Source organism: Nitrosospira sp. TNL300 (assembly GCF_055385915.1).
Window position 1 is genome coordinate 2,873,213 of the sequence record NZ_AP041005.1, and the last position, 24,298, is coordinate 2,897,510.

Consider the following 24,298-nt stretch of genomic DNA (forward strand, 5'->3'; position numbering starts at 1 on the left):
CCTATTCCGTCAGTTTCTTCCTCAATATCTCATTCACCTGTGCTGGATTCGCCTTGCCCTTGGCGGCCTTCATCACCTGACCGACCAGGGCATTGAAGGCTTTTTCCTTGCCCGCCTTGAATTCCTCCACCGATTTCGGATTGGCTGCCAGCACCTCCTGTACCAATTTCTCCAATGCGCTTGAATCGGATATCTGTCTCAACCCCTGTGATTCGATGATCCGGTCTGCAAGGCTCTCATCCACTTCCTTGCGATTCTTCCACGAAATGCTCTCCGCACTCGCCTGCGTCCACATCTGCCTGAACACATCCTTGGCGATCTTTCCAGAGATGGTTCCATCCTTGATGCGCAGAAGAAGTTGGGCAAGCTGTGCAGGAGATAGCGGACAGACATCGAACGACTTCCCTTCATTATTGAGGTAGGCAGATACTTCCCCCATTACCCAGTTTGCGCACAGTTTAGGGTCGGAAGGAAGTTTTCCCGCGACTGCCTCATAATATTCCGAGTTGTCGCGATCGGCGGTGAGCGCGAGCGCATCGTACATGGAAAGCCCATAGTCATGCTCGAACCGGCTTCGCATTTGCTGCGGCAGTTCGGGCAGTTCTTTCTTCACTTCCTCGATCCAGCTCCCGGAAATCTCGAGCGGCAGCAGGTCCGGGTCGGGAAAATAGCGGTAATCCTGCGCGTCTTCCTTGCTTCGCATCGCGCGTGTTTCACCCTTTTCCGGGTCGAAGAGGCGCGTCTGTTGCTGTATGGCCCCCCCGTCTTCGAGGATTTCGATCTGCCGCCTGGCCTCGTAATCGATTGCTTTCTCGAGAAAACGGAACGAGTTGAGGTTCTTTATTTCGCAGCGGGTACCGAGCTTATCCGACCCCTGCGGCCGCACGGATACGTTGGCATCGCAGCGAAAGGAACCTTCCTGCATATTTCCATCGCAGATGCCGATCCAGCGGACGAGCGAATGCAGTATCTTTGCATACGCCACGGCTTCGGCGCTGCTGCGCATATCCGGTTCGGAAACGATCTCAAGCAGAGGTGTGCCGGCGCGATTGAGATCGATGCCGCTCATGCCGTGAAAATCCTCGTGCAACGACTTGCCGGCATCCTCCTCCAGGTGTGCCCGCACGAGACGGACGGTTTTTTCCTGTTCCTTTCCATCCTGGACGATCTGAAGCTGGATGTGCCCCCCCTCGACCACCGGCAATTCGTATTGGCTGATCTGATAACCCTTGGGCAGGTCAGGGTAAAAATAATTCTTGCGGGCAAAAATAGAAGGTGAATTGATTTTTGCTCCCACTGCCAGGCCAAACCTGATTGCACGCTCCACCGCGCCGCGATTCAATACCGGCAGCACACCGGGCAGCGCGAGATCGACAGCGCAGGCTTCCGCGTTGGGCGCGGCGCCAAAAGCGGTCGAAGCGCCGGAGAATATTTTGGACTCGGTCGAGAGCTGGGCATGAACTTCAAGACCGATAACGGTTTCCCATTGCATTTTAAAATACCCTTTTCTGATACAGATGCTTTAGAGAGACGAGTAGCAGTTTGAACTGAGGCACTCGCCACAACTGACCAAATCTGCTCCCCTACTCCCCTGGCATCCGCGTATGCCAATCTGATGCAAGCTGATATTGATGCGCCACGTTCAACATTTGTGCCTCGGCAAAATAATTGCCGATAATGTGCAATCCAACCGGTCTGTTTTTATGCCCGAAGCCAACCGGAATGGACATGGCGGGCAGGCCTGCCAGATTGACTGCAATGGTGTAGGCATCGGATAAGTACATCTGAACCGGATCGCTGCTTCTCTCTCCGAGGTTGAATGCCACGGTAGGGGAAGTCGGCCCCATGATGACGTCGCACTGCTCGAATGCCTCGGCGAAATCTTGCGCCATCAGGCGGCGCAGCTTCTGCGCCTGGATGTAGTACGCGTCATAATACCCATGCGACAGCACATAAGTGCCGATCAGGATGCGGCGTTTCACCTCTGCGCCAAAGCCCTGTGCACGGGTTTTCCGATACATGTCATTGAGATCCAGATAATCGGGAGCACGATAGCCGTAGCGTACGCCATCAAAGCGCGACAGATTGCTCGAAGCTTCGGCGGGAGCAAGCACGTAATAAACCGGGACCGAAAGCTTCGTGTTGGGCAGCGACACCTCCACCGTTTTGGCTCCCAGCTTGCGATATTGGCCGATGGCAGCTTCTACCGCGCGTGCCACATCCTCGTCTATTTCCTTGACGAAATACTCCTTCGGCAGGCCAATGCGCAGACCTTCGAGCGGCTTTTCCAGGTCGCGCGTGTAATCTTCCTGTTCGCGTTCGAGACTGGTTGAATCGCGGGCATCGAAGCCTGCCATGACGTTGAGCATCAGCGCCAGGTCTTCCGCTGATTTAGCCATCGGTCCACCCTGATCGAGACTGGATGCGAAGGCTATCATGCCATAGCGCGATACCAGCCCGTATGTCGGCTTGAGACCCGAAATGCCGCATAACGCCGCCGGCTGCCGGATTGAGCCACCGGTGTCCGTGCCGGTCGCAGCAGGCGCCATGCGTGCTGCCACTGCGCAGGCGGAACCGCCGGAACTTCCCCCTGGCACGGCCGCGGTATCCCAGGGATTTTTTACCGGTCCGTAAAAAGAGGTTTCATTGCTGGAACCCATGGCGAATTCGTCCATGTTGGTTTTGCCAATATTGACCGCACCCGCGGCATTGAAGCGCCCGATCACGTGGGCGTCATAGGGCGAGATGAAATTCGACAGCATTTTCGACCCGCAGGTAGTGAGCCAGCCCTTGGTACAGAAGATATCCTTTTGTGCAATGGGAATGCCGGTCAGTGATTGACCGCGCCCGGATGCAATCAAGGTATCCGCAGCCTGCGCCTGGGCGAGGCTCGTCTCTTCATCGAGAGTGATGAAGGCATTGTATGCGGGATTAAGCGCCCGGGAACGCTTGAGAAATTCGCTGGTCAACTCAACGCTGGAAATCTTCCTTGCGGCAAGCATCGCGGAAAGTTGCTTGAGGCTGGCGTTCAACATGGCTGGTTTTCGCTGGATGAAGCAAAATGAAGCAAAACGTGAAAAGACTCCTGGAAGGAGAATAGGAATTACAGGGGAGCGGCCCGCAGAGATCCTGCGTGGCGTTATTCAATAACTTTAGGCACCAGATAAAGTCCCGCTTCTACCTGGGGAGCTACCGACTGGAACAGTTCGCGCTGATCGATTTCCGTGACCTCATCTGCTCGCAGACGCTGCATCACATCCTGCGCGTGCGACATGGGGGTGATCGCCGAGGTATCCACTGCCTGCATCTGCTCGATGAGGCCAAATATGCCTGATAACTGGGCCAATGTCTTGCGCGCCTCATCTTCGCTGATCTCGATGCGCGCCAGATTTGCAACACGTTTCACATCATCCAGAGACAGAGACATTTCCGGCGAAATCCTTTATAACCCTTATATTCAAATAGCTAATAGAGTATCATAGCCCGATTCTTTTCACCTGCTTTTAATCACTATCCTCCGCGACGGATTCCGTAAATCATGCTTAATTTTTTAAATAACAGTGTATTGAAGGGTTACTTTTCGACCGACATGGCGATAGATCTGGGAACGGCAAACACTCTGATCTACGTGCGCGGCCAAGGCATTGTCCTCAATGAACCCTCAGTGGTAGCGATACGCCAGGATGGGGGTCCCAGCGGCAAGAAAATCATCCAGCAAGTAGGGCTGGCTGCCAAGCAGATGCTCGGACGCACGCCGGGCAACATCGCGGCCATCCGGCCAATGAAAGACGGCGTCATTGCGGATTTCACCGTTACGGAGCAGATGCTGAAGCACTTCATCAGAAAGGTAAATCCTCCGCGGCTGTTTTCCGCCAACCCGCGGATTGTCATCTGCGTACCCTGCGGTTCGACCCAGGTCGAGCGCCGCGCCATTCGCGAAGCGGCTTATGGGGCGGGCGCCCGCAAGGTGGAATTGATCGAGGAACCGATGGCGGCTGCCATCGGCGCCAATCTGCCGGTCGATGAAGCGACCGGCTCCATGGTGGTCGATATAGGTGGCGGCACGACCGAAGTCGGTGTGATCTCGCTGGGGGGTGTCGTTTATTCGAGCTCGGTACGCGTCGGAGGAGACAAGTTTGACGAGGCCATCATCAACTACATACGCCGCAATTACGGGATGCTGATCGGTGAAGTAACCGCCGAATTGATCAAAAAGGAAATCGGCTCCGCATTTCCGGGATCGGAAGTACGCGAGATGGAAGTCAAGGGCCGTAATCTGGCAGAAGGTATTCCACGCAGCTTTACCATTTCGAGCAATGAAGTGCTTGAAGCACTGACCGAGCCATTGAACAACATTGTAAGCGCCGTCAAATCCGCACTGGAGCATACGGCGCCTGAACTCGGAGCCGATATCGCCGAAAAAGGCCTGGTGCTCACGGGCGGAGGCGCGCTGCTTCGCGACATCGACCGGCTGCTCATGGAGGAAACCGGGCTTTCCGTTATCATCGCAGAAGACCCTCTAACTGCCGTCGTGCGTGGATCAGGGATCGCACTGGAAAACATGGATCAACTGGTTGGCATATTCGCCAGTGACTGATAACCTTTGCAGCTGCGCTACTGCCAGCTTTCACTATCGCCTTCAATGCACTGTACCTTCCAGTACCTGAAAATCGGGAACATAAAATCTCGCACATGATAGAAATCTCCCCCCGGTTTTTCAGGCATAGCCCCAGTTTACTGGCTCGAACGGCTTTCTTTGTCATACTGTCACTGCTCCTGATGGCACTGGATAGCCGATTCAAATATCTCGGCGGCGCGCGGGAAATTTTCTCCGTGATAGTTTATCCGCTGCAGAAACTGGCTCAGGTGCCTATGTCGATGTACGATGCCGCAAGCGAACTCTTCCAGCATAGCGAGATAGCGGAGGAAAATGCGCATCTCAAGCAGCAGCATCTCGTTGACAAAGGCCAGCTCCTCCGGCTGCGTGCGCTGGAAGCCGAGAATACCCAGCTGCGCAAGCTCCTGAATGCGACGCAACGTATTAAAAACAAGGCAACGGTGGCGGAAATCCTGCGCGTGCCGCATGATCCATTCAATCGCAAGGTATTGCTTGACAAGGGCAGTAGGAGCGGAATCGAGGCGGGCCAGGCCGTCGTGGACGATATCGGCGTAGTGGGACAGGTTACCCGCAATTACCCGCTGGCCTCGGAAGTGACTCTCCTCACGGACAGAGACCATTCCGTTCCTGTGCAGGTGGTACGCAATGGCCTGCGTTCCATCATATCAGGCACCGGCAGGGAAGGAGTACTGGAGTTGAGGTATATGGCAATCAACACTGACATTCAGGAAGGGGACGCGCTGGTTACATCCGGGATAGATGGCGTCTATCCTCCGGGGCTTCCCGTTGCTGTAGTATCCCAGATCGACCGTAATCCCAACTATATCTTTGCGCGCATCACCTGCACGCCTGCTTCCGGTGTGAATCAGAACCGGCAACTGTTAATCCTTTCCACGCCAGCAGAAGCGACCAAAATGAAGTCACGCCAGGAAGCGAGAAGACAGTGACGCTCACTAACTCACCCAGGCACGAAATCCTGATGCCGGTCAAAGGCTGGTTTATTATGCTCAGCCTGATCGTGGCGCTACTCCTGAATCTCATACCGCTGACAGGCACTGCGCGGACGCTGCAGCCCGATTTTGTCGCGTTGGTGATGCTTTACTGGTATGTCAACGAACCCCAGCGTGTCGGCATCGGCATGGCATTCTGGATGGGTCTGCTCATGGATCTCAGCAATGCCAGCACTTTCGGGCAGCACGCGCTTGGGTACAGTGTAATGGCGTTCATGGCACTGGTCTTCAACCGACGCGTGGGCATCTTCGACGGGTATAAACAAGCTCCCCAGATAGGACTGGTTCTGCTTTCAGGACAGATCGTCACACTTCTTGCCGCCCTCTTTGCCGGTTCTCCTTTTCCCGGCTGGAACTTCTTTCTTGGCAGCATTGTCGGCATGTTACTGTGGCCGCTTCTCTCAGCCATATTGAGGGCACCACAGAAACTCTGGTCTGCTTCCGATGCAAGATGAATCACAGAATCGAGCTTCGAAGCTACTCGCGTGAGTTACAAAATTTCCGCCTGCGGCTGGCGATAAGCGCCGGCTTCATGCTGCTGCTCTTCCTGCTGCTGTTCGCACGCTTCTTTTACCTGCAGGTTTCTCAGCGTGAACACTATCACACCCTGGCGGAAGCCAATCGCATCTCCATTGCGCCGATCGTTCCCAACCGCGGCCTGATTTTTGACCGCAATGGCGTCGTGCTCGCTCATAATTATTCTGCCTACACGCTCGAAATCGTTCCGAGCAGGATCGGGAATCTCGAGCGCCTCATCAACGAGTTGACGACGGTAGTGGAGATATCTGCGCGTGACCGCAAGCGGTTCAAGAAATTGATGGAGGAGAACAGAAGAATCGAAAGCTTGCCTATCCGCACGCGACTATCGGACGTGGAGGTCGCCCGCTTCGCTGTCAACCGCTATCGCTTTCCGGGAGTGGAAATCAAGGCGCGGCCGTTCCGCCAGTATCCCAAAGGCGAGCTCGCCTCTCATGTGGTGGGTTACATAGGGCGCATCAATGACAAGGATCTGGAACGACTGGAGGCTAACAGCGAACTCGCCAATTACCGCGGTTCCCAGCAAATGGGGAAAATCGGCATCGAACAGAGCTACGAGAGAGAGTTGCATGGCATCACCGGAGTCGAGGAGATGGAAACCGATGCAGCCGGCCGTGCAATTCGCGTCATATCCCGCACGCCGCCGACTGCGGGCAGGAATCTCAAGCTATCGCTCGATTCCAAATTGCAGGAAGTCGCGGAAAAGGCGTTTGGCGACCGGCGCGGTGCACTTGTCGCCATAGAACCGGCAACGGGAGACGTACTCGCATTCGTGAGCAGACCGGGGTTCGATCCGAATCTTTTCGTAGACGGGATCGACACGGAGAATTGGGAATTGCTGAATAATTCCATCGACCGACCGCTGAACAACCGCGCTTTGCGCGGGTTGTACCCACCGGGCTCGACATTCAAACCCTTCATGGCTCTGGCTGGCCTGGAACTCAAAAAGCGTTGGCCGGAAAGCGCGATCAGCGATCCCGGCTACTTCAGCCTGCCCGGAAGCACCCACCGTTTTCGAGACTGGAAAGCCGGCGGTCACGGTCTCGTGGACCTGCACAAATCGCTGGTTATCTCCTGCGACACCTATTACTATTCACTGGCTCATGACCTCGGGATCGATAATATCTACAATTTTACCAGTCAGTTCGGGTTGGGAAAAAAAACCGGGATCGATATCGAAGGCGAAGTCGCCGGCCTGTTGCCCTCCCAGGCATGGAAAATGGAACGACATAAACAGAAATGGTTTCCCGGCGATACGATTTCTGTCGGGATTGGGCAGGGTTATAATCTGACCACGCCCCTGCAACTGGCATTTGCAACCGCTGTTCTCGCCGACAATGGCGCTGCGTTCCGTCCCCATCTCGTCAAGCAGGTCCTGGACAGCAACAACCGGGTCGTACGTGAATTTGGCACAAGTCCGCTGTACCGGCTCAAGCTGGACCCCGCCAATTTGAAGGCGGTACATAATGCGCTGGTCGATGTAACCCGGCCGGGCGGAACAGCCGCGGTTGCCGGTGCAGGTGCTGCTTATACTTTTGCCGGAAAAACGGGGACTGCGCAGGTGGTTGGGGTAAAACAGGGGGAAAAGTATGAGGAAAGCAAGCTCAATGAACGGCATCGTGATCATGCGCTTTTTGTAAGCTACGCCCCCGCTGAAAACCCCAAAATCGCACTGTCCGTACTGGTGGAAAACGGTGGCCATGGCGGTGCGGCAGCGGCACCGATTGCCCGTGTAGTGATGGATTACTATCTGCTGGGTAAACTGCCTAAGGAAGCGGCTGCGCAGCCTGTCGATCAGGTGGACGAAGAGGAGGATGAGGAGCACCAGCAGGACGGGGGGGGCGGGCATGGCTAGACTCCCGCACGCAGGGCACTACTTTACGCGCTACATCGATGGGTTTCTGCTTTGCGGAATTCTCCTGCTCATGGCAACGGGACTTATCACGCTTTTCAGCGCAACGGATGCCAATAGCGCGCGCGTCACGAGTCAGGCGATCAATATGCTGGTCGCGCTTGGCGTGATGTGGCTGGTGGCCAACATTCCGTTGGAGCATATCATGCGGATCGCCGTACCGTTATACGCGGTCGGCCTTTTCCTGCTGCTCTGTGTCGCGCTGTTCGGAGAGGTCAACAATGGCGCGAGGCGCTGGCTGAACTTGGGCGTAACCCGCATCCAGCCTTCCGAACTGATGAAGATTGCCGTGCCGCTGATGATGGCCTGGTACTTCGACAAGCACGAGACAACCTTGCGGCTGCGGGATTACGGCGTGGCCACCCTGCTGCTGCTGGCTCCGGTACTGTTGATCCTGCGCCAGCCTGATCTTGGAACCGCGCTGCTCATTGCCTCGAGCGGTTTTTATGTCCTGTTCTTCTCCGGGTTATCCTGGCGCATCATGGCGACGGTGGCGATTGCGGGGGGAGCAAGCCTTCCGCTGCTCTGGTCCATGTTGCATGATTATCAGCGCAAGCGCGTCATGACGCTTCTTGACCCGGCGCAGGATGCGCTCGGCGCCGGCTACCATACCATTCAATCCACTATTGCCATCGGCTCCGGGGGCGTGCTGGGCAAGGGCTGGCAGCAAGGCACCCAGACCCATCTTGCGTTCCTGCCGGAGAGAAGCACTGATTTCATCTTCGCGGTATTCTCCGAAGAATTCGGTCTGCTCGGTAATTTGCTGCTGCTGCTGTTGTATCTGACTCTCATCGCCCGCGGGATGGTGATTGCCGCCAACGCTTCAACCCAGTTTACCCGCCTCATCGCCGCCTCCATCACGCTGACTTTCTTCACCTACATCTTCGTCAACATGGGCATGGTCATCGGCATTCTGCCCGTGGTAGGGGTGCCTTTGCCCCTGATCAGCTATGGCGGCACATCAATGGTGACAATGTTGCTGGGATTTGGTATTTTGATGAGTATCCAGACTCATCCGAAGCTTGTTAAGACGTGATACTTATGGATACAGACCCTGCCTGCCGGCTCCCCTTACAGTCAACTGCGCGGCCAACTACGCAGTCAGCAGCGCGACCGATTGCCAGGCGATGTGCCACCTGGATGGCTGTACTGGCCATCCCCGTTTTGCTTACCGGTTGCGGCACCTTTTTCAAGCTGGAGAAAAGTGAGGAGAAGAACGCGAAGCCTTCATCGCCTTCATCGGCCTCCACTCTGCCTGGCGGCAAGAAAAAAGGCGGTTATTATCTGGATGATGGTCCCGGTGACAATCCGCCTGCCGATCTCCATCTGATTCCTGATGCCGTTCCCCGAGAAGAACCTCTGCGCGCCTCCACCATGCGGCCTTATTCGGCTCTCGGAAAACGGTATAAACCGATGACACGTCACGAGCGCTATAAAACGCGGGGAATGGCGTCCTGGTATGGGCGCCGCTATCACGGGCAGAAGACTGCTTCGGGGGAAGTCTATGATATGTATGCCATGACGGCCGCACATCCCACCCTCCCCATTCCGAGCTACGTACGCGTGACAAGCGTGGCGAGCGGAAAATCCGTGGTGGTGCGTGTCAATGACAGAGGGCCTTTCCTCTCCAGTCGCCTCATTGATCTTTCCTATACGGCTGCATACAAACTGGATGTACTGGGTGGGGGCAGCAGCCTGGTCGAAGTGGAATCCATTGTGCCCGGAACGGGTAGTTTCACGCGGCTTGCCGCAGCAGCCCCTGCCCAGTATCCAGGTTCAACATCCCGCACTTCCAGGTCTCCATCCGGCTCTCCTGCTAGTCCAAATGGGGAGACAGGAACCATAGCTGACCAATCAGTAGTGATTACTACCGAAACGGAGTCCACTGAAGCGCAGCCGGGTCTGTTTCAGGCTGCTTTTGCGCCGGCAGTAGCTGATACGCCTGCCGCCAGCCATACCGGAAATGGCGCCGCTGTCCCATCTCCTGAAACACCTGCTGCCGTTCCTGCGGGGATCTACCTGCAGTTGGGGGCCTTCAATGCGTATGACAATGCGGATAATTTTATCGTCCGGATGCGAAATGAATTACCGTCGCTGATGACCAGCCTGGATATCGTTGCAAAGGACGGCCTGTTCAAGGTCCATGCGGGTCCTTATCCAGACCGTGTCCTGGCCAGAAAGGATGCGGACAAAATCGCCGAAGCGCTGTCTATCAGGCCGGTGCTGCTGAGGCGGTAAGCCGTACATCTCTCTTCACCGCGGAGCGGCGCAAAACCTGCTCCCTGTCCGGCGGTTGCTGGCAGCCAAGCAGCGGTAGAAGGATTCCCGATTTGAACTTTCCGCTTTAATTTTCCGCTTCAGGCGGGCAGAATGGTATGTAAGCGGCTGTTTTGCTCGGGCAATTCCTATTCACGGTTATGAGGACGGATAAATGCAGATCAGGGATCAGGTTACGCCGGCAACGATTCTTGCAGAACTGGTCAGTCATGCACGAGCGCAGCCTGCGGATACTCAGGGCTTCTGTCACGTAAATTGTCAGGATCTATATGGCCGGTTTTATGCCAAAGCGGAACGTATCTTCACCTCCTTCGATAAGTATATTCCCCTGACCTGGTACCTCTGGCGCGCAGGAGAGAGCGGAACGGACATAGGGATGAGATACTCGAGCGAATCTCTTTCAGGAGGTACGGACCGGTTCATCGGGATGCGCCTGATCTCGAGCGATGAATTGGCGGCAGGTGATAATCAGGCGTCAAAAATAGGCGCTCAGATTCGCGAATTGCAGAAAGATTACGACGCGCTGCTGGAAAGGTATTTCCTGCTGCTTTGTACCGACGATGAAAGACAGCAGGAAAAAATTGAGCCCATTATCGAGACACTGAAGGCAGATGCCACTATCGTTACCGTTGTGCCGCGCTATGCGTGGTCTTTTTTTGCCATGGAAGATGCGGTAATCAACGCAGTGGTGGATCGTTTGATGTACCCGGATGATTATGTGCGCCGGCAAGCCCGGGAGCAAGTATCGGGACTCGACAGGAGAAGGCTTGTCCTGCTGCTGTCGTGCCTGATCCACGCAGTCGAGGAAAATGGTTGTTTCACCGTTTCTGATGACTTTGTAATGCACAACGAACACTTGCAGGAATTTGAAAAAGATAATCCGCGAGAACGCGGCTCCGTGACCGAAGATGTCACCGCGATGGATGGAAAATTTTTCTTTCGTGAAGCAGATGTGGATGGGTTCGAAATCTATCAGGACAGCGTATCCGCGGTTATAGCCCTGTATTATGACGCGAAGGTTCGGTACAACCACGCCGGGGATGAGGCGGTACACTATCTCTGTACCCTCCTGGAACAAAGCGCGTGAGGCCCTAAGTGCTCACTGATGCACCGCCACCAGGATGGCGACTAATATGTCCGAATAACCGGCTTTAGCCAACAGTCAATTCAATAGATACTTCTTACTCCACTGTCACTGATTTCGCCAGGTTTCTCGGCTTATCCACATCCGTACCTTTTTGCAACGCGACATGGTAGGCGAGAAGCTGCAGAGGAATGGTGTGGAGGATGGGACTGAGCAGTCCCGCGTGTTCCGCCAGACGAATGATGTGCACGCCTTCGCTTTCCTGAATGTGGGAATCGGCATCGGCGAAAACGTAGAGCTCTCCTCCACGGGCGCGTACTTCCTGCAGGTTTGACTTGAGTTTTTCCAGCAGTGCGTCGTTGGGAGCTATGGCCACCACGGGCATATCCTTATCCACCAGAGCAAGCGGACCGTGCTTTAATTCCCCGGCAGCATAGGCTTCGGCATGGATATAGGAAATTTCCTTGAGCTTGAGCGCACCCTCCAGTGCAATGGGGTAGTGCATCCCACGCCCAAGAAACAGGGCGTGATGTTTTTCGGCGAATTTTTCCGCCCATGCTTTCACCTGCGGCTCCACTTGCAGGCTGTGCTGGAGTGCGACAGGCAGGTGGCGCAGTGCAGCAATCATCTGACGCTCACTCTCACCCGACAGTTTGCCATTCAATTTCGCCAGGGTCATGGTGAGCAGCATCAGCGCGGCAAGCTGGGTAGTGAATGCCTTGGTCGAGGCCACACCGATTTCCGGGCCTGCCCGGGTGAGAAAACGCAAATCCGTCTGGCGCACGAGCGCGCTTTCGGCCACATTGCAGATCGCCAGACTGTGACGATGCCCGAGTGATCTTGCATAACTCAAGGCGGCCAGGGTATCCGCCGTTTCTCCGGATTGAGAGATGCCCACGATGAGGGTGTCGGCTCCAACCGCCGGGTTACGGTAGCGATATTCGCTCGCAATTTCGACATTACAGGGGATTCCCGCCACGGTTTCAAGCCAGTAGCGGGCGACAACGCCAGCGTGATAGCTGGTGCCGCAAGCCAGGATGAGGATGCTTCTGGTATTTTTGAAGATGTTCTCCGCCTCGGTGCCAAACAGGCGCGGAGAGATGGATTGCGCATTGAGCACCATTTCCAGCGTGTTCGCCACGACGCCGGGTTGCTCGAATATTTCCTTCTGCATGAAGTGGGCATACGGACCCAACTCCACCGCCTCGTTTGTCAGCTCACTTTCCTGCACCGCTCGTGCGACCACTGCGCGTGCACCGTCGTAACGGCAATTGACGATGCGGTAGCCATCCTGGCGCAATTCGGCGACATCGCCCTCTTCCAGATAGATCATGCGCCGGGTAACCTGCAGCAAGGCGGAAGCATCAGAAGCGGCGTAGATCCCGTTTTCGCCCAAACCAAGCAGCAATGGCGCTCCATTGCGGCAAACGATGAGGCGCTCCGGCCTTGCTTCCTCCATTACTGCAATTGCATAGGCACCACGCAACTCGCCCACCGAGCGGCATACCGCTTCGAATAAATCAGGGTTTTCCCTGAGATGAGACGAAATGAGGTGAGCGATGACTTCCGTATCGGTATCGGAACTGAATTCAAACCCTGCCTCCTGCAAACGCTGGCGCAGTACCTCGTGATTTTCGATGATGCCGTTATGCACCACCGCCACCTTGGGCGTCTCTCCGGAAAAATGAGGATGGGCGTTGCGCTCGGATGGAGCACCGTGCGTGGCCCAGCGGGTATGGGCAATACCTACGTCCCCGCTGAAGTGCTGCTCATCCGCAAGCTTGCTGAGCTCAGCGACTCGCCCTGTGGTGCGTAACCGGTGCAGGCGACCATTGTTCAGGGCAATGCCGGCTGAATCATATCCGCGATATTCCAGTCGGCGCAGGCCTTCAATCAGGGTGGGAACGATATTGGTTTTTGCGACTGCACCGACGATTCCACACATCAAAAGACTCCTTTCTTACAGATACCAGCAATTGGCGTGGTTCAAGAAAACCGGTGGAAAAAGGTAAAAGGCTATGCTCAATTTTTAGGCTTCGGTTTTTTTACCGGACGTTTCCACCCATCGATACTCAACTGCTTCGCCCGCGAAAGCGTCAACATATCGGGCGGCGTATCCCTGGTAATGGTCGAACCCGCGCCGATAGTGGAACCGCGGGCAACTCTGACCGGTGCTATCAACTGGGTATCGGAGCCGACAAAGACATCATCCTCGATGATGGTCTGGTATTTGTTGGCGCCGTCATAATTGCAGGTAATCGTCCCCGCGCCGATGTTGACGCTCCTGCCCACTACGGCATCCCCGATGTAGCTCAAGTGGTTTGCCTTGCTGCCGGCCGCAAGGGCGCTGTTCTTGACTTCAACGAAATTGCCGATGTGAACTTCGTCCTCCAGCCGGGTGCCCGGACGAATACGAGCATAAGGACCGATACGGCAATTTCGACCAATTTCCGCAGCCTCTATCAAACTGAATGGCGCGATTATCGAATCAGCGGCTACCCGCACGTCTTTCAGTATGGTGTGAGCACCCACTTTTACACCATCATCCAGTTGAACGTCACCTTCAAATATGCAGTTGATATCGATCATAACGTCCCTGCCGCAAGAAAGTTTACCGCGGATATCGATGCGCGACGAATCAGCGAGCGTTACACCCTGCTCCAGCAACCTATTGGCCTGCGCTGTCTGATAGATGCGTTCCAGCGCGGCGAGCTGAACCTTGCTGTTGACTCCGGTGGTTTCCCATACATAAGCGGGAGTGACCGTTTCTACCTTTACCCCATCCTTCACCGCCATCGCGACAATATCGGTCAGGTAATACTCACCTTGCGCGTTGTTGTTTTCAAGCTTGTATAACCAGCCGTGAAGATAGCGATTCGGAACCGCCATGATGCCCGTATTGATTTCACCGATGCTGCGCTGGGATTCGCTGGCGTCTTTTTCCTCGACAATGGCGGCAACTTCACCCGTTTCGCTATGCCGAACGATTCTGCCGTAGCCGGATGGATCAGGGAGTTCTACCGTCAGCAAACCTAACGTTTGCTCTCCCGCCGTCGCAATCAGCTTTTTTAATGTTTCGACGCTGGTCAGAGGCACGTCGCCATACAGAATAAGTGTAACGCCCTCTTTCTCGATATGAGGCAGCGCCTGCATTACAGCGTGGCCCGTGCCGAGTTGCGGGACCTGTTGCGCCCAGACAAGGCTTTCATCGGCTATCGTCTGCGGGACTGTCTCACCCCCGTGTCCGTAAATAACACAAGTTGTGTGGGGCGATAATGCTCGGGCGGTATCGAGCACGTGCATCAGGAGAGGCTTGCCTGCCAGGGGATGCAACACTTTCGGCAGCACAGAGTACATGCGTTTTCCGAGACCGGCAGCAAGAACGACGATGTTCAGTTTGGACACATTCATGAAGATATCAGGACATGCGGGAACGTGTAATATTCGACCCGCAAAGGCAAATCAGCTGCAGGAAGTTAAGGTTGAAGCGGAATTTACGAATGAAAACCAGGTTAATTTATCATATAGCTGGCACAAATCCAAATGGAGTGTCCAACTGGAGCCGTGCGGTCAAGCTGGCCTGATTGAAGTATCTCTGCCCGGACTTCCAGCAATGAACAGGGGACACGAGACCAGGCATACTCAAGTCCGGCTATGCCTCGAAGCAGAGATACTGATGCCTTTCCGGGAAGCAGGCGATTCAATTAAGCGTAAGCTATTGACTCCTCGCCAGTTGAATTTCAGGAATTGATTCGCGCAGAACTGAAAAAGGGCGGAAATACCGCCCTTTTTCAGTTCTGATTCTAAATATCAGTGCCCGCGTTTCCGTAATTTCTGGATAGCGGCCAGTTGCGCGATCGCTTCGCTCAGTTCTGCCTGTGCCCGTGCATAATCCAGAGCGGAGGCTCGATCCCTCACCGCTTCTTCCGCACGCTTCTTGGCCTCGATGGCCTTTGCTTCATCGAGGTCGGCGCCGCGTACCGCGGTGTCAGCAAGGATAGTGACGACATCCGGCTGGATTTCAAGCATGCCGCCGGAAACATACACCAATTCCTCTTCTTTCAGCGGCGCCTTAATGCGTACTGATCCCGGCTTGATGCGCGTCAGCATGGGAGTATGCTGGGGATAAATGCCCACCTCACCTCCTTCTGCCGGCGCAACCAGAAATTCAGCGGGCCCGGAGTAAATGGATTCCTCCGCGCTGACGATATCAACGTGAAACACGCCCATTTTAGTTCCCATTCATCATTGAATCGGGATGACTGTTTTATCCGGTCATCCGATTCATCAACTCGATTATTGCAAGGTTTTGGCTTTTTCAACCGCCTCGTCTATGCCGCCAACCATGTAAAACGCCTGCTCGGGCAAGTGGTCGTATTCTCCCGACACAATGCCCTTGAAGCCTTTGATGGTCTCTTTCAGAGGTACGTATTTTCCCGGTGCGCCGGTAAACACTTCGGCCACGTTAAAGGGTTGTGAAAGAAACCGCTGAATTTTGCGTGCCCTTGCCACAGCCAGCTTGTCTTCAGGAGAAAGTTCATCCATTCCGAGAATTGCAATGATGTCGCGCAATTCCTTATAGCGTTGCAGGGTTTGCTGCACGGCCCGGGCAGTCGAGTAGTGCTCTTCGCCCACCACGAGAGGATCAAGCTGACGCGAGGTCGAGTCGAGAGGATCAACCGCTGGATAGATCCCCAGCGAAGCAATATCACGCGAGAGCACGACGGTAGCATCCAGGTGACCGAAGGTTGTAGCGGGTGATGGGTCGGTCAGGTCGTCCGCAGGCACGTACACGGCTTGAATGGAGGTAATGGAGCCCGACTTGGTGGAGGTGATGCGCTCCTGCAAACGGCCCATTTCCTCAGCCAGCGTCGGTTGATAACCCACAGCCGATGGCATCCGGCCCAGCAACGCGGATACTTCCGTACCGGCCAGGGTGAAGCGATAGATATTGTCCACGAACAGCAACACGTCCCTGCCTTCGTCACGGAAGTGTTCCGCCATGGTGAGACCTGTAAGCGCCACCCGCAACCGGTTGCCGGGCGGCTCATTCATCTGGCCGTATACCAGCGCCACCTTGTCGAGCACGTTGGAATCCTTCATTTCATGGTAGAAGTCATTCCCTTCCCGAGTACGCTCCCCCACACCCGCAAATACAGAATATCCACTATGCTCAATGGCGATGTTGCGGATCAGCTCCATCATGTTCACGGTCTTGCCCACGCCGGCGCCGCCGAACAGGCCCACCTTGCCGCCCTTGGCAAAGGGACAAACGAGATCGATAACCTTGATCCCTGTTTCCAGCAGCTCGGTAGACGCGGACAATTCGTCAAAAGCAGGGGCTTTCTGATGGATTGATCTGTTCTGCTCAGCGCCGATAGGTCCCATTTCGTCTATTGGCGTACCCAGAACATCCATGATCCGCCCCAAGGTTTTGGTGCCGACAGGAACACGAATCTGGTCACCGGTGTTTGTTACCATCATGCCGCGCCGCAACCCCTCGGAGGACCCGAGCGCAATCGTGCGAACGACGCCGTCACCCAACTGCTGCTGCACTTCGAGCGTGAGTTCCGATCCTTCAAGAACGAGCGCGTCATATACCTTGGGCATCTCTTCACGTGTAAACTCGACATCAACCACCGCGCCGATACACTGAACAATTTTTCCCTGGTTCATATTGTTCCCTAAAAAATCAATTCAAATTATTCAAACGGCCGCCGCGCCACCGACAATTTCGGACAATTCCTTGGTAATGGCAGCCTGCCGCGATTTGTTGTAAATCAGCGTCAGTTCGTTGATGACGTTCCCGGCATTGTCCGAGGCAGCCTTCATCGCCACCATGCGCGCAGATTGCTCGGATGCGATATTTTCCGTCAATGCCTGATAAATCAGCGCCTCGACGTATCGCACCATGACGTCATCGATGACGGGCTTGGCTTCGGGTTCATAAATGTAATCCCACACGCCGCGCTGTCCGGTCGGTCCATCGCTGGCTCTGAGACGTTCATCGGAAAGCGGGAGCAGCTGCTCCATCACCGGTTCCTGTTTCATGGTATTGATGAAACGGGTATAAAAAAGATATACGCGGTCAAAACGGTCCTGGTTATAACCATCCAGCAATATTTTTATTGCACCGATCAGCCGCTCCAGATCGGGCGCATCGCCGAGGCTCACGACATGCGAGATGACATTGGCGCCCATACGGTTCATGAACCCCAACCCCTTGTTGCCGATACAGCACACTTCGATCTGCTCGCCTTCGGCTTCCCAGGCTTTCATCTTACTTACCGCCATGCGCAGCACGTTTGTGTTGAGTCCACCGCACAAACCCTTGTCAGAGGTAACCACAATGATGCCGATGCGCTTTACCGTATCGCGTTCTATCAGGAACGGATGGCGGTATTCAGTGTAAGCACGGCTCATGTGGGCTGCGACGTTGCGAATCTTCTCGCCGTATGGCCGGGCTTTTTTCATGCGTTCCTGTGCCCGGCGCATCTTGGATGCAGCCACCATTTCCATCGCGCGCGTGATCTTCTGCGTGTTCTTCACGCTTTTGATCTTGTTGCGTATTTCTCTGCTGCCTGCCATCGGTCAGTATGTTCCGTTCTTCTTGAAATCCTGGATTGCCGCATCGAGTTCCTTCTCGGTTTCCGCATCCAGATCCTTGGTGGTCTCTATCTTGTCCAGAATCGCCCCATACTTGCTACGGACGAAGCTCCTCACCGCAGACTCAAAGGCCAATGCACGGCTCACTTCCACATCATCCAGGTACCCTTTGTTGACGGCAAACAGGGTAAGCGCCATTTCAGACACGCTCAGCGTGGAGTACTGAGGCTGCTTCATGAGTTCCGTCACCATCTTACCGCGCTCCAACTGCTTGCGTGTCGCTTCATCCAGATCGGAAGCGAACTGGGCAAATGCAGCGAGCTCCCGGTATTGCGCCAATGCGAGACGCACGCCACCACCCAGTTTCTTGATGACTTTGGTCTGCGCGGCCCCCCCTACGCGAGAGACTGAAATACCGGCGTTGATAGCTGGCCGGATACCTGCATTGAACAGGTCGGACTCCAGAAAAATCTGGCCGTCAGTAATGGAGATAACGTTGGTGGGAACGAATGCAGTCACGTCACCCGCCTGGGTTTCGATCACAGGCAAGGCTGTCAGCGAACCCGTCTTGCCTTTGACTGCGCCATTCGTCTCTTTTTCCACATAGGCCGCGCTGACACGGGCGGCGCGTTCCAGCAGTCGCGAGTGCAAATAAAACACATCTCCAGGATAGGCTTCCCGACCAGGAGGGCGTCGCAATAACAGGGAAATCTGGCGATAAGCCCACGCTTGCTTGGTCAAATCATCATAAACAATCAGCGCATCCCTGCCGGTATCGCGGAAATACTCGCCCATCGTGCAACCGGAATAAGGTGCAATAAACTGCATCGCGGCAGACTCCGAAGCGGTGGCAGCCACGACGATGGTATATTCCATCGCCCCATGCTCTTCCAGCTTCCGCACCACGTTACTGATCGATGACGCTTTCTGACCAATCGCAACGTAGATGCAAATCATGTTCTCACCCTTCTGGTTGATGATTGCATCCACGGCCACTGCCGTTTTTCCCGTTTGACGGTCTCCAATGATCAATTCACGCTGTCCGCGCCCGATGGGAACCATTGCGTCGATCGCTTTCAGTCCGGTTTGCACCGGCTGATTCACCGATTGACGCCACACCACGCCCGGCGCAATCTTTTCTATCGGCTCGGAGCGCTTGGTGGTTATCGGCCCCTTGCCATCGATCGGCTGACCTAGCGCGTTGACTACACGGCCGATCAGTTCCTCTCCTACCGGAACTTCAAGAATGCGACCCGTGCACTTGACGGTGTCGCCCTCGGTAATGTGCTCATACTCACCCAGAACAACGGCACCCACTGAATCGCGCTCCAGATTGAGCGCAAGACCGAAGGTATTACCAGGGAACTCAAGCATTTCGCCCTGCATCACATCAGACAGCCCATGGACACGCACGATGCCGTCGGTCACGGAAACCACCGTACCCTGTGTCCGGACTTCGGCGGTTGCTTCAAGCCCTTCAATTCTGCTTTTGATCAGTTCACTGATCTCGGATGGATTTAAATGCATTTTTCAGTTAACTCCTAGCTTTTAAGTGCAACAGCCATGGCTTCCAGTTTTCCTCGCACGGAGGCGTCAAGCACCTCATCGCCTATTTCGACTATCACGCCGCCTATCAAATCCGCGTCGACACTCACTTTTGCCTCTATCTTGCGCTTGAATTTGGCCTCGAGATCAGTCACCAGATCCCTCAATTGAGCATCACTGATGGCAAAAGCAGAAGTAACTTTGGCATCCAGCACGCCTTCATAACGGGTCTTGAGTTGCTCATACAACTCATTCACCTCCGGCAAAATTTCAAGCCTGCCGTTTTCCGCCAGCAGTAAGATGAAATTGCGACCTTCTTCATTGAGTCTGTCCCCGCAAACACCCAAAAAAAGCTCGCCCAGTTTTCTGGAAGATACCTTGGGGTTGCCGATCAATGAACGGATATTTTCGTCGGCTGCGACAGCGGCCGCCAACTGTAGTGTGTCCGCCCAACGGGCGAGATCGTTCTGGTTTTTTGCAAGTTTGAAGACAGCCTCCGCATAAGGCCGGGCAATCGTGCGAGTTTCGGCCATTGGCTAGAGCTCCGCCTTGAGGGATGTAAGCAGTTCGGCGTGCGCTTTTTCATCCACCTCGCGCCGGAGGATCTTTGCGGCGCCCGCCAGCGCCAAGTCCGCCACCTGCTGGCGCAAAACTTCCTTTGCGCGAAACACTTCCTGCTCCACCTCTGCCTTGGCGCCCACAAGAATGCGGCCGCCCTCTTCTCTTGCGGCTACCTTGGCTTCATCCACGATCTCCGCGGCACGCTTTTCCGCCTGCGCGATGATATCGGACGCTCGCTGCCTGGCCTCCCGGACGACGTCGCCTGAGCGTTGACTTGCCAGTTCGAGTTCGCGCTTGCCACGTTCGCCCGCAGCCAAACCTTCGGCGATCGTTTTCTGGCGATTCTCGATTGCGCGCATCAATGGAGGCCACACAAACCTGACTGTGAACCAGATGAAGATGGCAAACGCCATTGCCTGGGAAATAAGCGTGAAGTTTATGTTCATGGCTAGCCTCTGGGAATGATACCGGGAGCAATCACTATTACTTGATCACAGCCAGCAACGGGTTGCCGAACGCAAAAAGCATCGCGAGACCCACGCCGATAATGAACGACGCGTCGATCAGACCGAGCAGCAGGAACACTTTTCCTTGCAGCGTCGGGATCATTTCCGGCTGGCGTGCGGCGCCTTCCAGGAAGCTGCTGCACATAATGCCGATACCGATACAGGCACCGGCTGCGCCGAGACCGATCATCAGGCCGATGCCAATGCCCGTGTATGCCTGAATCATGGCCAGGAATTGCAAATTCTCCATCTGGTTTTCCTCTCTAGTAGTAATTGAAATTGGTTAAGAACAGCGACGCAGAATCAGTGTGACTCGTGCGCCATGGAAAGATAAACCACCGTCAGCATCATGAAGATAAATGCCTGCAATGTGACGATCAGGATATGGAAGATGGCCCACCCTGCATTCAGCAGCGTGCCGAAAAATGTCCCGACAAGGCCGGTTGCCGCCCACATGCCGAGCAGCAGAAAAATGATTTCTCCGGCATAAATATTCCCGTACAGCCGCAATGAATGCGAAAGCGGCTTGGAGATGTATTCAACCAGATTGAACAGGATATTGACCGGCCACAATAAAGGGTTCTTGCCGAAGGGGCTGCAGACCAGTTCGTGTATCCAGCCGCCCACGCCCTTGACTTTCATGTTGAAGAAGATCATCAGGAACCACACGGAGAGCGCCAGCGCGAACGTCGTATTCACGTCGGCGGTCGGGACGCTGCGCCAGTTATGCAGCCCCACCAGTTCGTATACCTTCGCCATGATATCGATCGGCAGGAAATCCATGGCGCTCATCATGAACACCCACACAAACACCGTGAGCGCAGCAGGTGCTACAAATGCATGCCGGTCTCCGTGAAAAGTGCTTTTGACCTGATTATCGATGAATTCGATGGCAAGCTCCACGAATGCCTGCCGCTTGCTGGGAACGCCCGAAGTCGCCCCGCGCACCACCCACCAGAGAAAACCGAGGCTGACGATACCGGTCAGCGCCGCCATGACGAGCGTATCCACGTGCAGCGTCCAGAAATCACCTTCACCGATCGAACTGGTCAGATTGGTCAGGTGATGCGACATATAGGAAGTTGGGGTAAGTTCTGTGCCTGATGCCATTTATTTGCCTATCTCAAACTGTTTACTGCTTTATTTGCGCAACCTTTGCATCGTCCGTTACGAACAATGCCAGCCCGAAGATCAGAACCGTAAGTATGAAGGTCCCGATAAAGCCGACCGCCACGACGTCCTTGTAGAGCGTCATCACCAGCCAGAGCAATGCAACTGTGATAACTATTTTTACCGCTTCTGCTTTCAGGGCCGTGACCAGTATGCCGCCCGCGGTGGAGCCGCGATACCTGGAGACAATTGCAGAAAACGCCGCGGCAGAAACAATGCTGACCACACCGCCCAGAAAAGCCGAGGCTGCGCCGTGGAATCCCCATAACAAACCCAGCGTTAGCACCATCGCCAGTGTGACAATCAGTTGCCAACGCATGACAACGCGTACCGGCTTGTTTCGTATCCAGGGCATTTGCTGAGCTTCGTCGGAAAGCGCCAGTCACAAAAACAGATGTTGAGAGTGACCTTGGCTCGTTGAACGTGTGTTCGTGGAAGACCTGATTTTAATTCCTTACCTTGGCCAGCGCGGCTTGTTTCCTTCTTCCAGGTCTCCTGAATAATTAAATCGGCTGACCTATTTAAAACACGCGGATTCTAATCTGCTTGCGCACAACAGTCAATGGAAAGACCTCTTTTCATTCACGGAAACCCTGCAAAAAATTTAATATGGTGAAGACTCAGGATACGGGCATCGAGAGGTGGAATGCGGTTAAAAGCGGAAATACCATTGAACCATCAATCGGTATTTACATTTCCCCCTACATCGTTACGAGAATGCATGGAGTTTCCCATGGGCAGACAAGGAAGGGAGGTAGAGATAGAGAAGCACTGACCAAATCCCTCGCAGGCGCGACGAAGGATTTATTCAGCGGTTCTTTAGGTTTCTTTATCCGGAGCGCGGTAAAATTCGACGAAAAAGCGGACCGGGCCTTGAGGTTCTACATTGTGGAGAACCTCAGGCACCACTACTCCAACCGTTTCTGCCGACAGTTCCGTATCCACATTCAGCATATCGACGCGATAGCGGAGCTTTCCCGCTTCCACAAGGATCTTCCCCCATACGCCGGTTTTGGTCGAGTGGTCTTTTCTCAACGCTGCCGGCACCGTTTCCTCAGTGAAGACGGACGTCCGCTTGTATGGAACAAAGTAGTCGGGCAACTCGAACTGATCGCAGCGGACACAGTTAAGCGTTTTTCCCATCATGCCTTCACGTCCCTGCTCGGAAGTAATCCAGGGGCGATTGATAAACGGCGGATTATGCCGTATATGCTGGGCGTGTCCGCAAGTCAGAATTGCGATCGGATCTCCCTCACTATCGGTATCAAATCCTGTAATAGGTCTTTCCATAGGTTGAGCAAATGGTCGTGGGAAACTTGACTTATATGAACTTCTCAAAGAAGAGAGAATTTCCAGGCTTTCCTTCCGTTGCAGAGAAGCCAACATTAACTTCGAGGGTAAAGAAAAAACCAGGAGTCCCTGTATGATCAATCGTTAAACTGTTTCTCCAGTTTTCAGCATATTTCGCGCCATCAGAAGGGGGAATCGCAGCGGGCGCTGATCCCAGGGAGTAAAACGAGGGAGCTGATGGAGGTCGCTGTCTTTTCTCGCTGCTCCATGGGCAGTTGAGACTGCCGCATCAAATCCCAGCTTCTTTACCATCCGGACGTGATCGGGCAAATAATCCCTCCCCGGCTTCCCGTTCGGGTAGGCAAAAAATCGCACTGGAGCACGAATAATGTCCTCCAGCATCTCTTTGCCGGCAGCAATGTCAGCACAGGCTGCGCTGTTTTCCATTTGTGTCAGGATGGGATGACTGGCGGTATGCCCACCTATTTCCATTCCTGCATTGTGCATCACTCTAACCTGCTCGGAGGTCATCATGAGATTGTCAGGCAGCATGACTGGAATCAACGCCGACATCGCCTCCACGGTCGATTGCCGTGACTCGGAAGGCAGATACTTGAGCTTGCCCAATAGTTGATGAATAGTTTGACGACGCTCGGGAATAGTTCCGATCGAAAACCTTCCCAGGCCCAGGCTGTCGAGATCAACGGTGCTTCCCGGCGCACGACGGATTAATTCTATCACGGTATCGTTGAACATCCGTCCTCCGTCAAGAAAACCGGTTGCCACGAAAAAAGTGGCAGGAATGCCCCGTTTTTTCAGAATCGGCAAAGCGATTTCCGCATTATCGGCATAACCGTCATCGAAAGTGACACAGGCAGCACGTGGAGGCAGGGTTCCATTACGGAGCCCACGAATCGCCTCCCTGAGAGATATGACCCTGAAACATACCGTAAGCTGCTCCATCTGCTGATCGAAGGACTGAGCGTGACTCTCCTCCGGAAAAAGTGGATCCTGGCAGGGCAGCACCCGATGATAAATCAGTATGGACAGGCGGGCGCTCCGCCCCCCGGGGGAAAGCAGATGCAACATTGCACGGCCCATCAACAGCGGCCAAAATGGCACCTGATTTACCAGATTGTCCACGTGATCATATTCAGAGGTTCTCATAGGAGAAAAGCGGAA

At 54.6% G+C, this 24,298-nt stretch carries 23 protein-coding genes; 7 read left to right on the forward strand and 16 right to left on the reverse strand.

Going from position 1 to position 24,298, the window contains the following annotated elements; translation table 11 throughout:
* Nucleotide 1: 1 nt before the first annotated feature.
* The 3 genes from gatB to gatC form a co-directional block, all read right to left on the reverse strand.
* Complete coding sequence (gene gatB, locus ACZ5BW_RS13165; protein ID WP_464540683.1) at nt 2-1,492, reverse strand: Asp-tRNA(Asn)/Glu-tRNA(Gln) amidotransferase subunit GatB; 1,491 nt, start codon at nt 1,490-1,492, stop codon at nt 2-4.
* A 91-nt stretch (nt 1,493-1,583) separates the two neighbouring features.
* On the reverse strand, nt 1,584-3,035 hold the full coding sequence (gatA, locus tag ACZ5BW_RS13170) for an Asp-tRNA(Asn)/Glu-tRNA(Gln) amidotransferase subunit GatA (RefSeq protein ID WP_464540685.1): 1,452 nt from the start codon (nt 3,033-3,035) through the stop codon (nt 1,584-1,586).
* Between the two features lie 104 nt (nt 3,036-3,139).
* Nucleotides 3,140-3,427 (reverse strand): Asp-tRNA(Asn)/Glu-tRNA(Gln) amidotransferase subunit GatC, encoded by a 288-nt coding sequence (gene gatC, locus ACZ5BW_RS13175; RefSeq protein WP_464540687.1) that lies wholly within the window; start codon nt 3,425-3,427, stop codon nt 3,140-3,142.
* Nucleotides 3,428-3,538: 111 nt separating this feature from the next.
* Between gatC and ACZ5BW_RS13180 the strand changes: the two genes are divergently transcribed.
* The 7 genes from ACZ5BW_RS13180 (at nt 3,539) to ACZ5BW_RS13210 (ending at nt 11,441) form a co-directional block, all read left to right on the forward strand.
* Nucleotides 3,539-4,597, forward strand: a complete 1,059-nt coding sequence (locus tag ACZ5BW_RS13180) for a rod shape-determining protein (protein WP_464540690.1) — start codon at nt 3,539-3,541, stop codon at nt 4,595-4,597.
* 95 nt (nt 4,598-4,692) lie between these two features.
* Nucleotides 4,693-5,565, forward strand: coding sequence for a rod shape-determining protein MreC (gene mreC / locus ACZ5BW_RS13185; RefSeq protein ID WP_464540692.1), 873 nt, complete (start codon nt 4,693-4,695; stop codon nt 5,563-5,565).
* Entirely contained in the window at nt 5,562-6,083 is a 522-nt protein-coding gene (mreD, locus tag ACZ5BW_RS13190) for a rod shape-determining protein MreD (protein ID WP_464540694.1), read from the forward strand. The genes mreC and mreD overlap by 4 nt, the downstream gene beginning before the upstream one ends.
* Complete coding sequence (mrdA, locus tag ACZ5BW_RS13195) at nt 6,080-8,020, forward strand: penicillin-binding protein 2 (protein ID WP_464574168.1); 1,941 nt, start codon at nt 6,080-6,082, stop codon at nt 8,018-8,020. The genes mreD and mrdA overlap by 4 nt, the downstream gene beginning before the upstream one ends.
* Nucleotides 8,013-9,113: a rod shape-determining protein RodA gene (rodA, locus tag ACZ5BW_RS13200; RefSeq protein WP_464540698.1), complete on the forward strand. Its 1,101-nt coding sequence runs from the start codon at nt 8,013-8,015 to the stop codon at nt 9,111-9,113. Before mrdA ends, rodA begins: the two co-directional genes overlap by 8 nt.
* Nucleotides 9,114-9,118: 5 nt before the next feature.
* Nucleotides 9,119-10,315, forward strand: coding sequence for a septal ring lytic transglycosylase RlpA family protein (locus tag ACZ5BW_RS13205; protein WP_464540700.1), 1,197 nt, complete (start codon nt 9,119-9,121; stop codon nt 10,313-10,315).
* Nucleotides 10,316-10,508: 193 nt separating this feature from the next.
* Nucleotides 10,509-11,441, forward strand: coding sequence for a hypothetical protein (locus tag ACZ5BW_RS13210; RefSeq protein ID WP_464540703.1), 933 nt, complete (start codon nt 10,509-10,511; stop codon nt 11,439-11,441).
* 94 nt (nt 11,442-11,535) lie between these two features.
* Here ACZ5BW_RS13210 and glmS read toward each other — a convergent pair whose 3' ends face one another.
* The 13 genes from glmS to ACZ5BW_RS13275 all read right to left on the reverse strand — a co-directional run bounded on the left by glmS (nt 11,536) and on the right by ACZ5BW_RS13275 (nt 24,283).
* Nucleotides 11,536-13,383, reverse strand: coding sequence for a glutamine--fructose-6-phosphate transaminase (isomerizing) (gene glmS / locus ACZ5BW_RS13215; protein ID WP_464540705.1), 1,848 nt, complete (start codon nt 13,381-13,383; stop codon nt 11,536-11,538).
* 77 nt (nt 13,384-13,460) lie between these two features.
* The gene (gene glmU / locus ACZ5BW_RS13220) at nt 13,461-14,849 is read right to left on the reverse strand and encodes a bifunctional UDP-N-acetylglucosamine diphosphorylase/glucosamine-1-phosphate N-acetyltransferase GlmU (RefSeq protein WP_464540707.1); all 1,389 of its coding nucleotides are present in this window, start codon (nt 14,847-14,849) and stop codon (nt 13,461-13,463) included.
* 399 nt (nt 14,850-15,248) lie between these two features.
* Complete coding sequence (locus tag ACZ5BW_RS13225; protein ID WP_074973958.1) at nt 15,249-15,668, reverse strand: F0F1 ATP synthase subunit epsilon; 420 nt, start codon at nt 15,666-15,668, stop codon at nt 15,249-15,251.
* 66 nt (nt 15,669-15,734) lie between these two features.
* Complete coding sequence (gene atpD, locus ACZ5BW_RS13230; protein WP_074704915.1) at nt 15,735-17,114, reverse strand: F0F1 ATP synthase subunit beta; 1,380 nt, start codon at nt 17,112-17,114, stop codon at nt 15,735-15,737.
* 30 nt (nt 17,115-17,144) lie between these two features.
* Nucleotides 17,145-18,026 carry a F0F1 ATP synthase subunit gamma gene (atpG, locus tag ACZ5BW_RS13235; RefSeq protein ID WP_074973956.1) on the reverse strand — a complete coding sequence of 294 codons (882 nt, stop codon included), beginning with the start codon at nt 18,024-18,026 and terminating at the stop codon, nt 17,145-17,147.
* Nucleotides 18,027-18,029: 3 nt separating this feature from the next.
* Nucleotides 18,030-19,571 carry a F0F1 ATP synthase subunit alpha gene (gene atpA, locus ACZ5BW_RS13240; protein WP_464540710.1) on the reverse strand — a complete coding sequence of 514 codons (1,542 nt, stop codon included), beginning with the start codon at nt 19,569-19,571 and terminating at the stop codon, nt 18,030-18,032.
* A 14-nt stretch (nt 19,572-19,585) separates the two neighbouring features.
* Nucleotides 19,586-20,122, reverse strand: coding sequence for a F0F1 ATP synthase subunit delta (locus ACZ5BW_RS13245; RefSeq protein ID WP_464540712.1), 537 nt, complete (start codon nt 20,120-20,122; stop codon nt 19,586-19,588).
* A gap of 3 nt (nt 20,123-20,125) precedes the next feature.
* The gene (locus tag ACZ5BW_RS13250) at nt 20,126-20,596 is read right to left on the reverse strand and encodes a F0F1 ATP synthase subunit B (protein ID WP_464540714.1); all 471 of its coding nucleotides are present in this window, start codon (nt 20,594-20,596) and stop codon (nt 20,126-20,128) included.
* Between the two features lie 37 nt (nt 20,597-20,633).
* Entirely contained in the window at nt 20,634-20,906 is a 273-nt protein-coding gene (atpE, locus tag ACZ5BW_RS13255; protein WP_011379667.1) for a F0F1 ATP synthase subunit C, read from the reverse strand.
* A gap of 53 nt (nt 20,907-20,959) precedes the next feature.
* A complete protein-coding gene (atpB, locus tag ACZ5BW_RS13260) occupies nt 20,960-21,766 on the reverse strand; it encodes a F0F1 ATP synthase subunit A (RefSeq protein ID WP_464540717.1) in 807 nt (268 codons plus the stop codon).
* Between the two features lie 22 nt (nt 21,767-21,788).
* Complete coding sequence (locus tag ACZ5BW_RS13265) at nt 21,789-22,181, reverse strand: ATP synthase subunit I (protein ID WP_113068224.1); 393 nt, start codon at nt 22,179-22,181, stop codon at nt 21,789-21,791.
* A 464-nt stretch (nt 22,182-22,645) separates the two neighbouring features.
* Nucleotides 22,646-23,116, reverse strand: coding sequence for a DUF3565 domain-containing protein (locus tag ACZ5BW_RS13270; RefSeq protein ID WP_464540720.1), 471 nt, complete (start codon nt 23,114-23,116; stop codon nt 22,646-22,648).
* 144 nt (nt 23,117-23,260) lie between these two features.
* Nucleotides 23,261-24,283 (reverse strand): polysaccharide deacetylase family protein, encoded by a 1,023-nt coding sequence (locus ACZ5BW_RS13275; protein ID WP_464540722.1) that lies wholly within the window; start codon nt 24,281-24,283, stop codon nt 23,261-23,263.
* Nucleotides 24,284-24,298 lie beyond the last annotated feature (15 nt).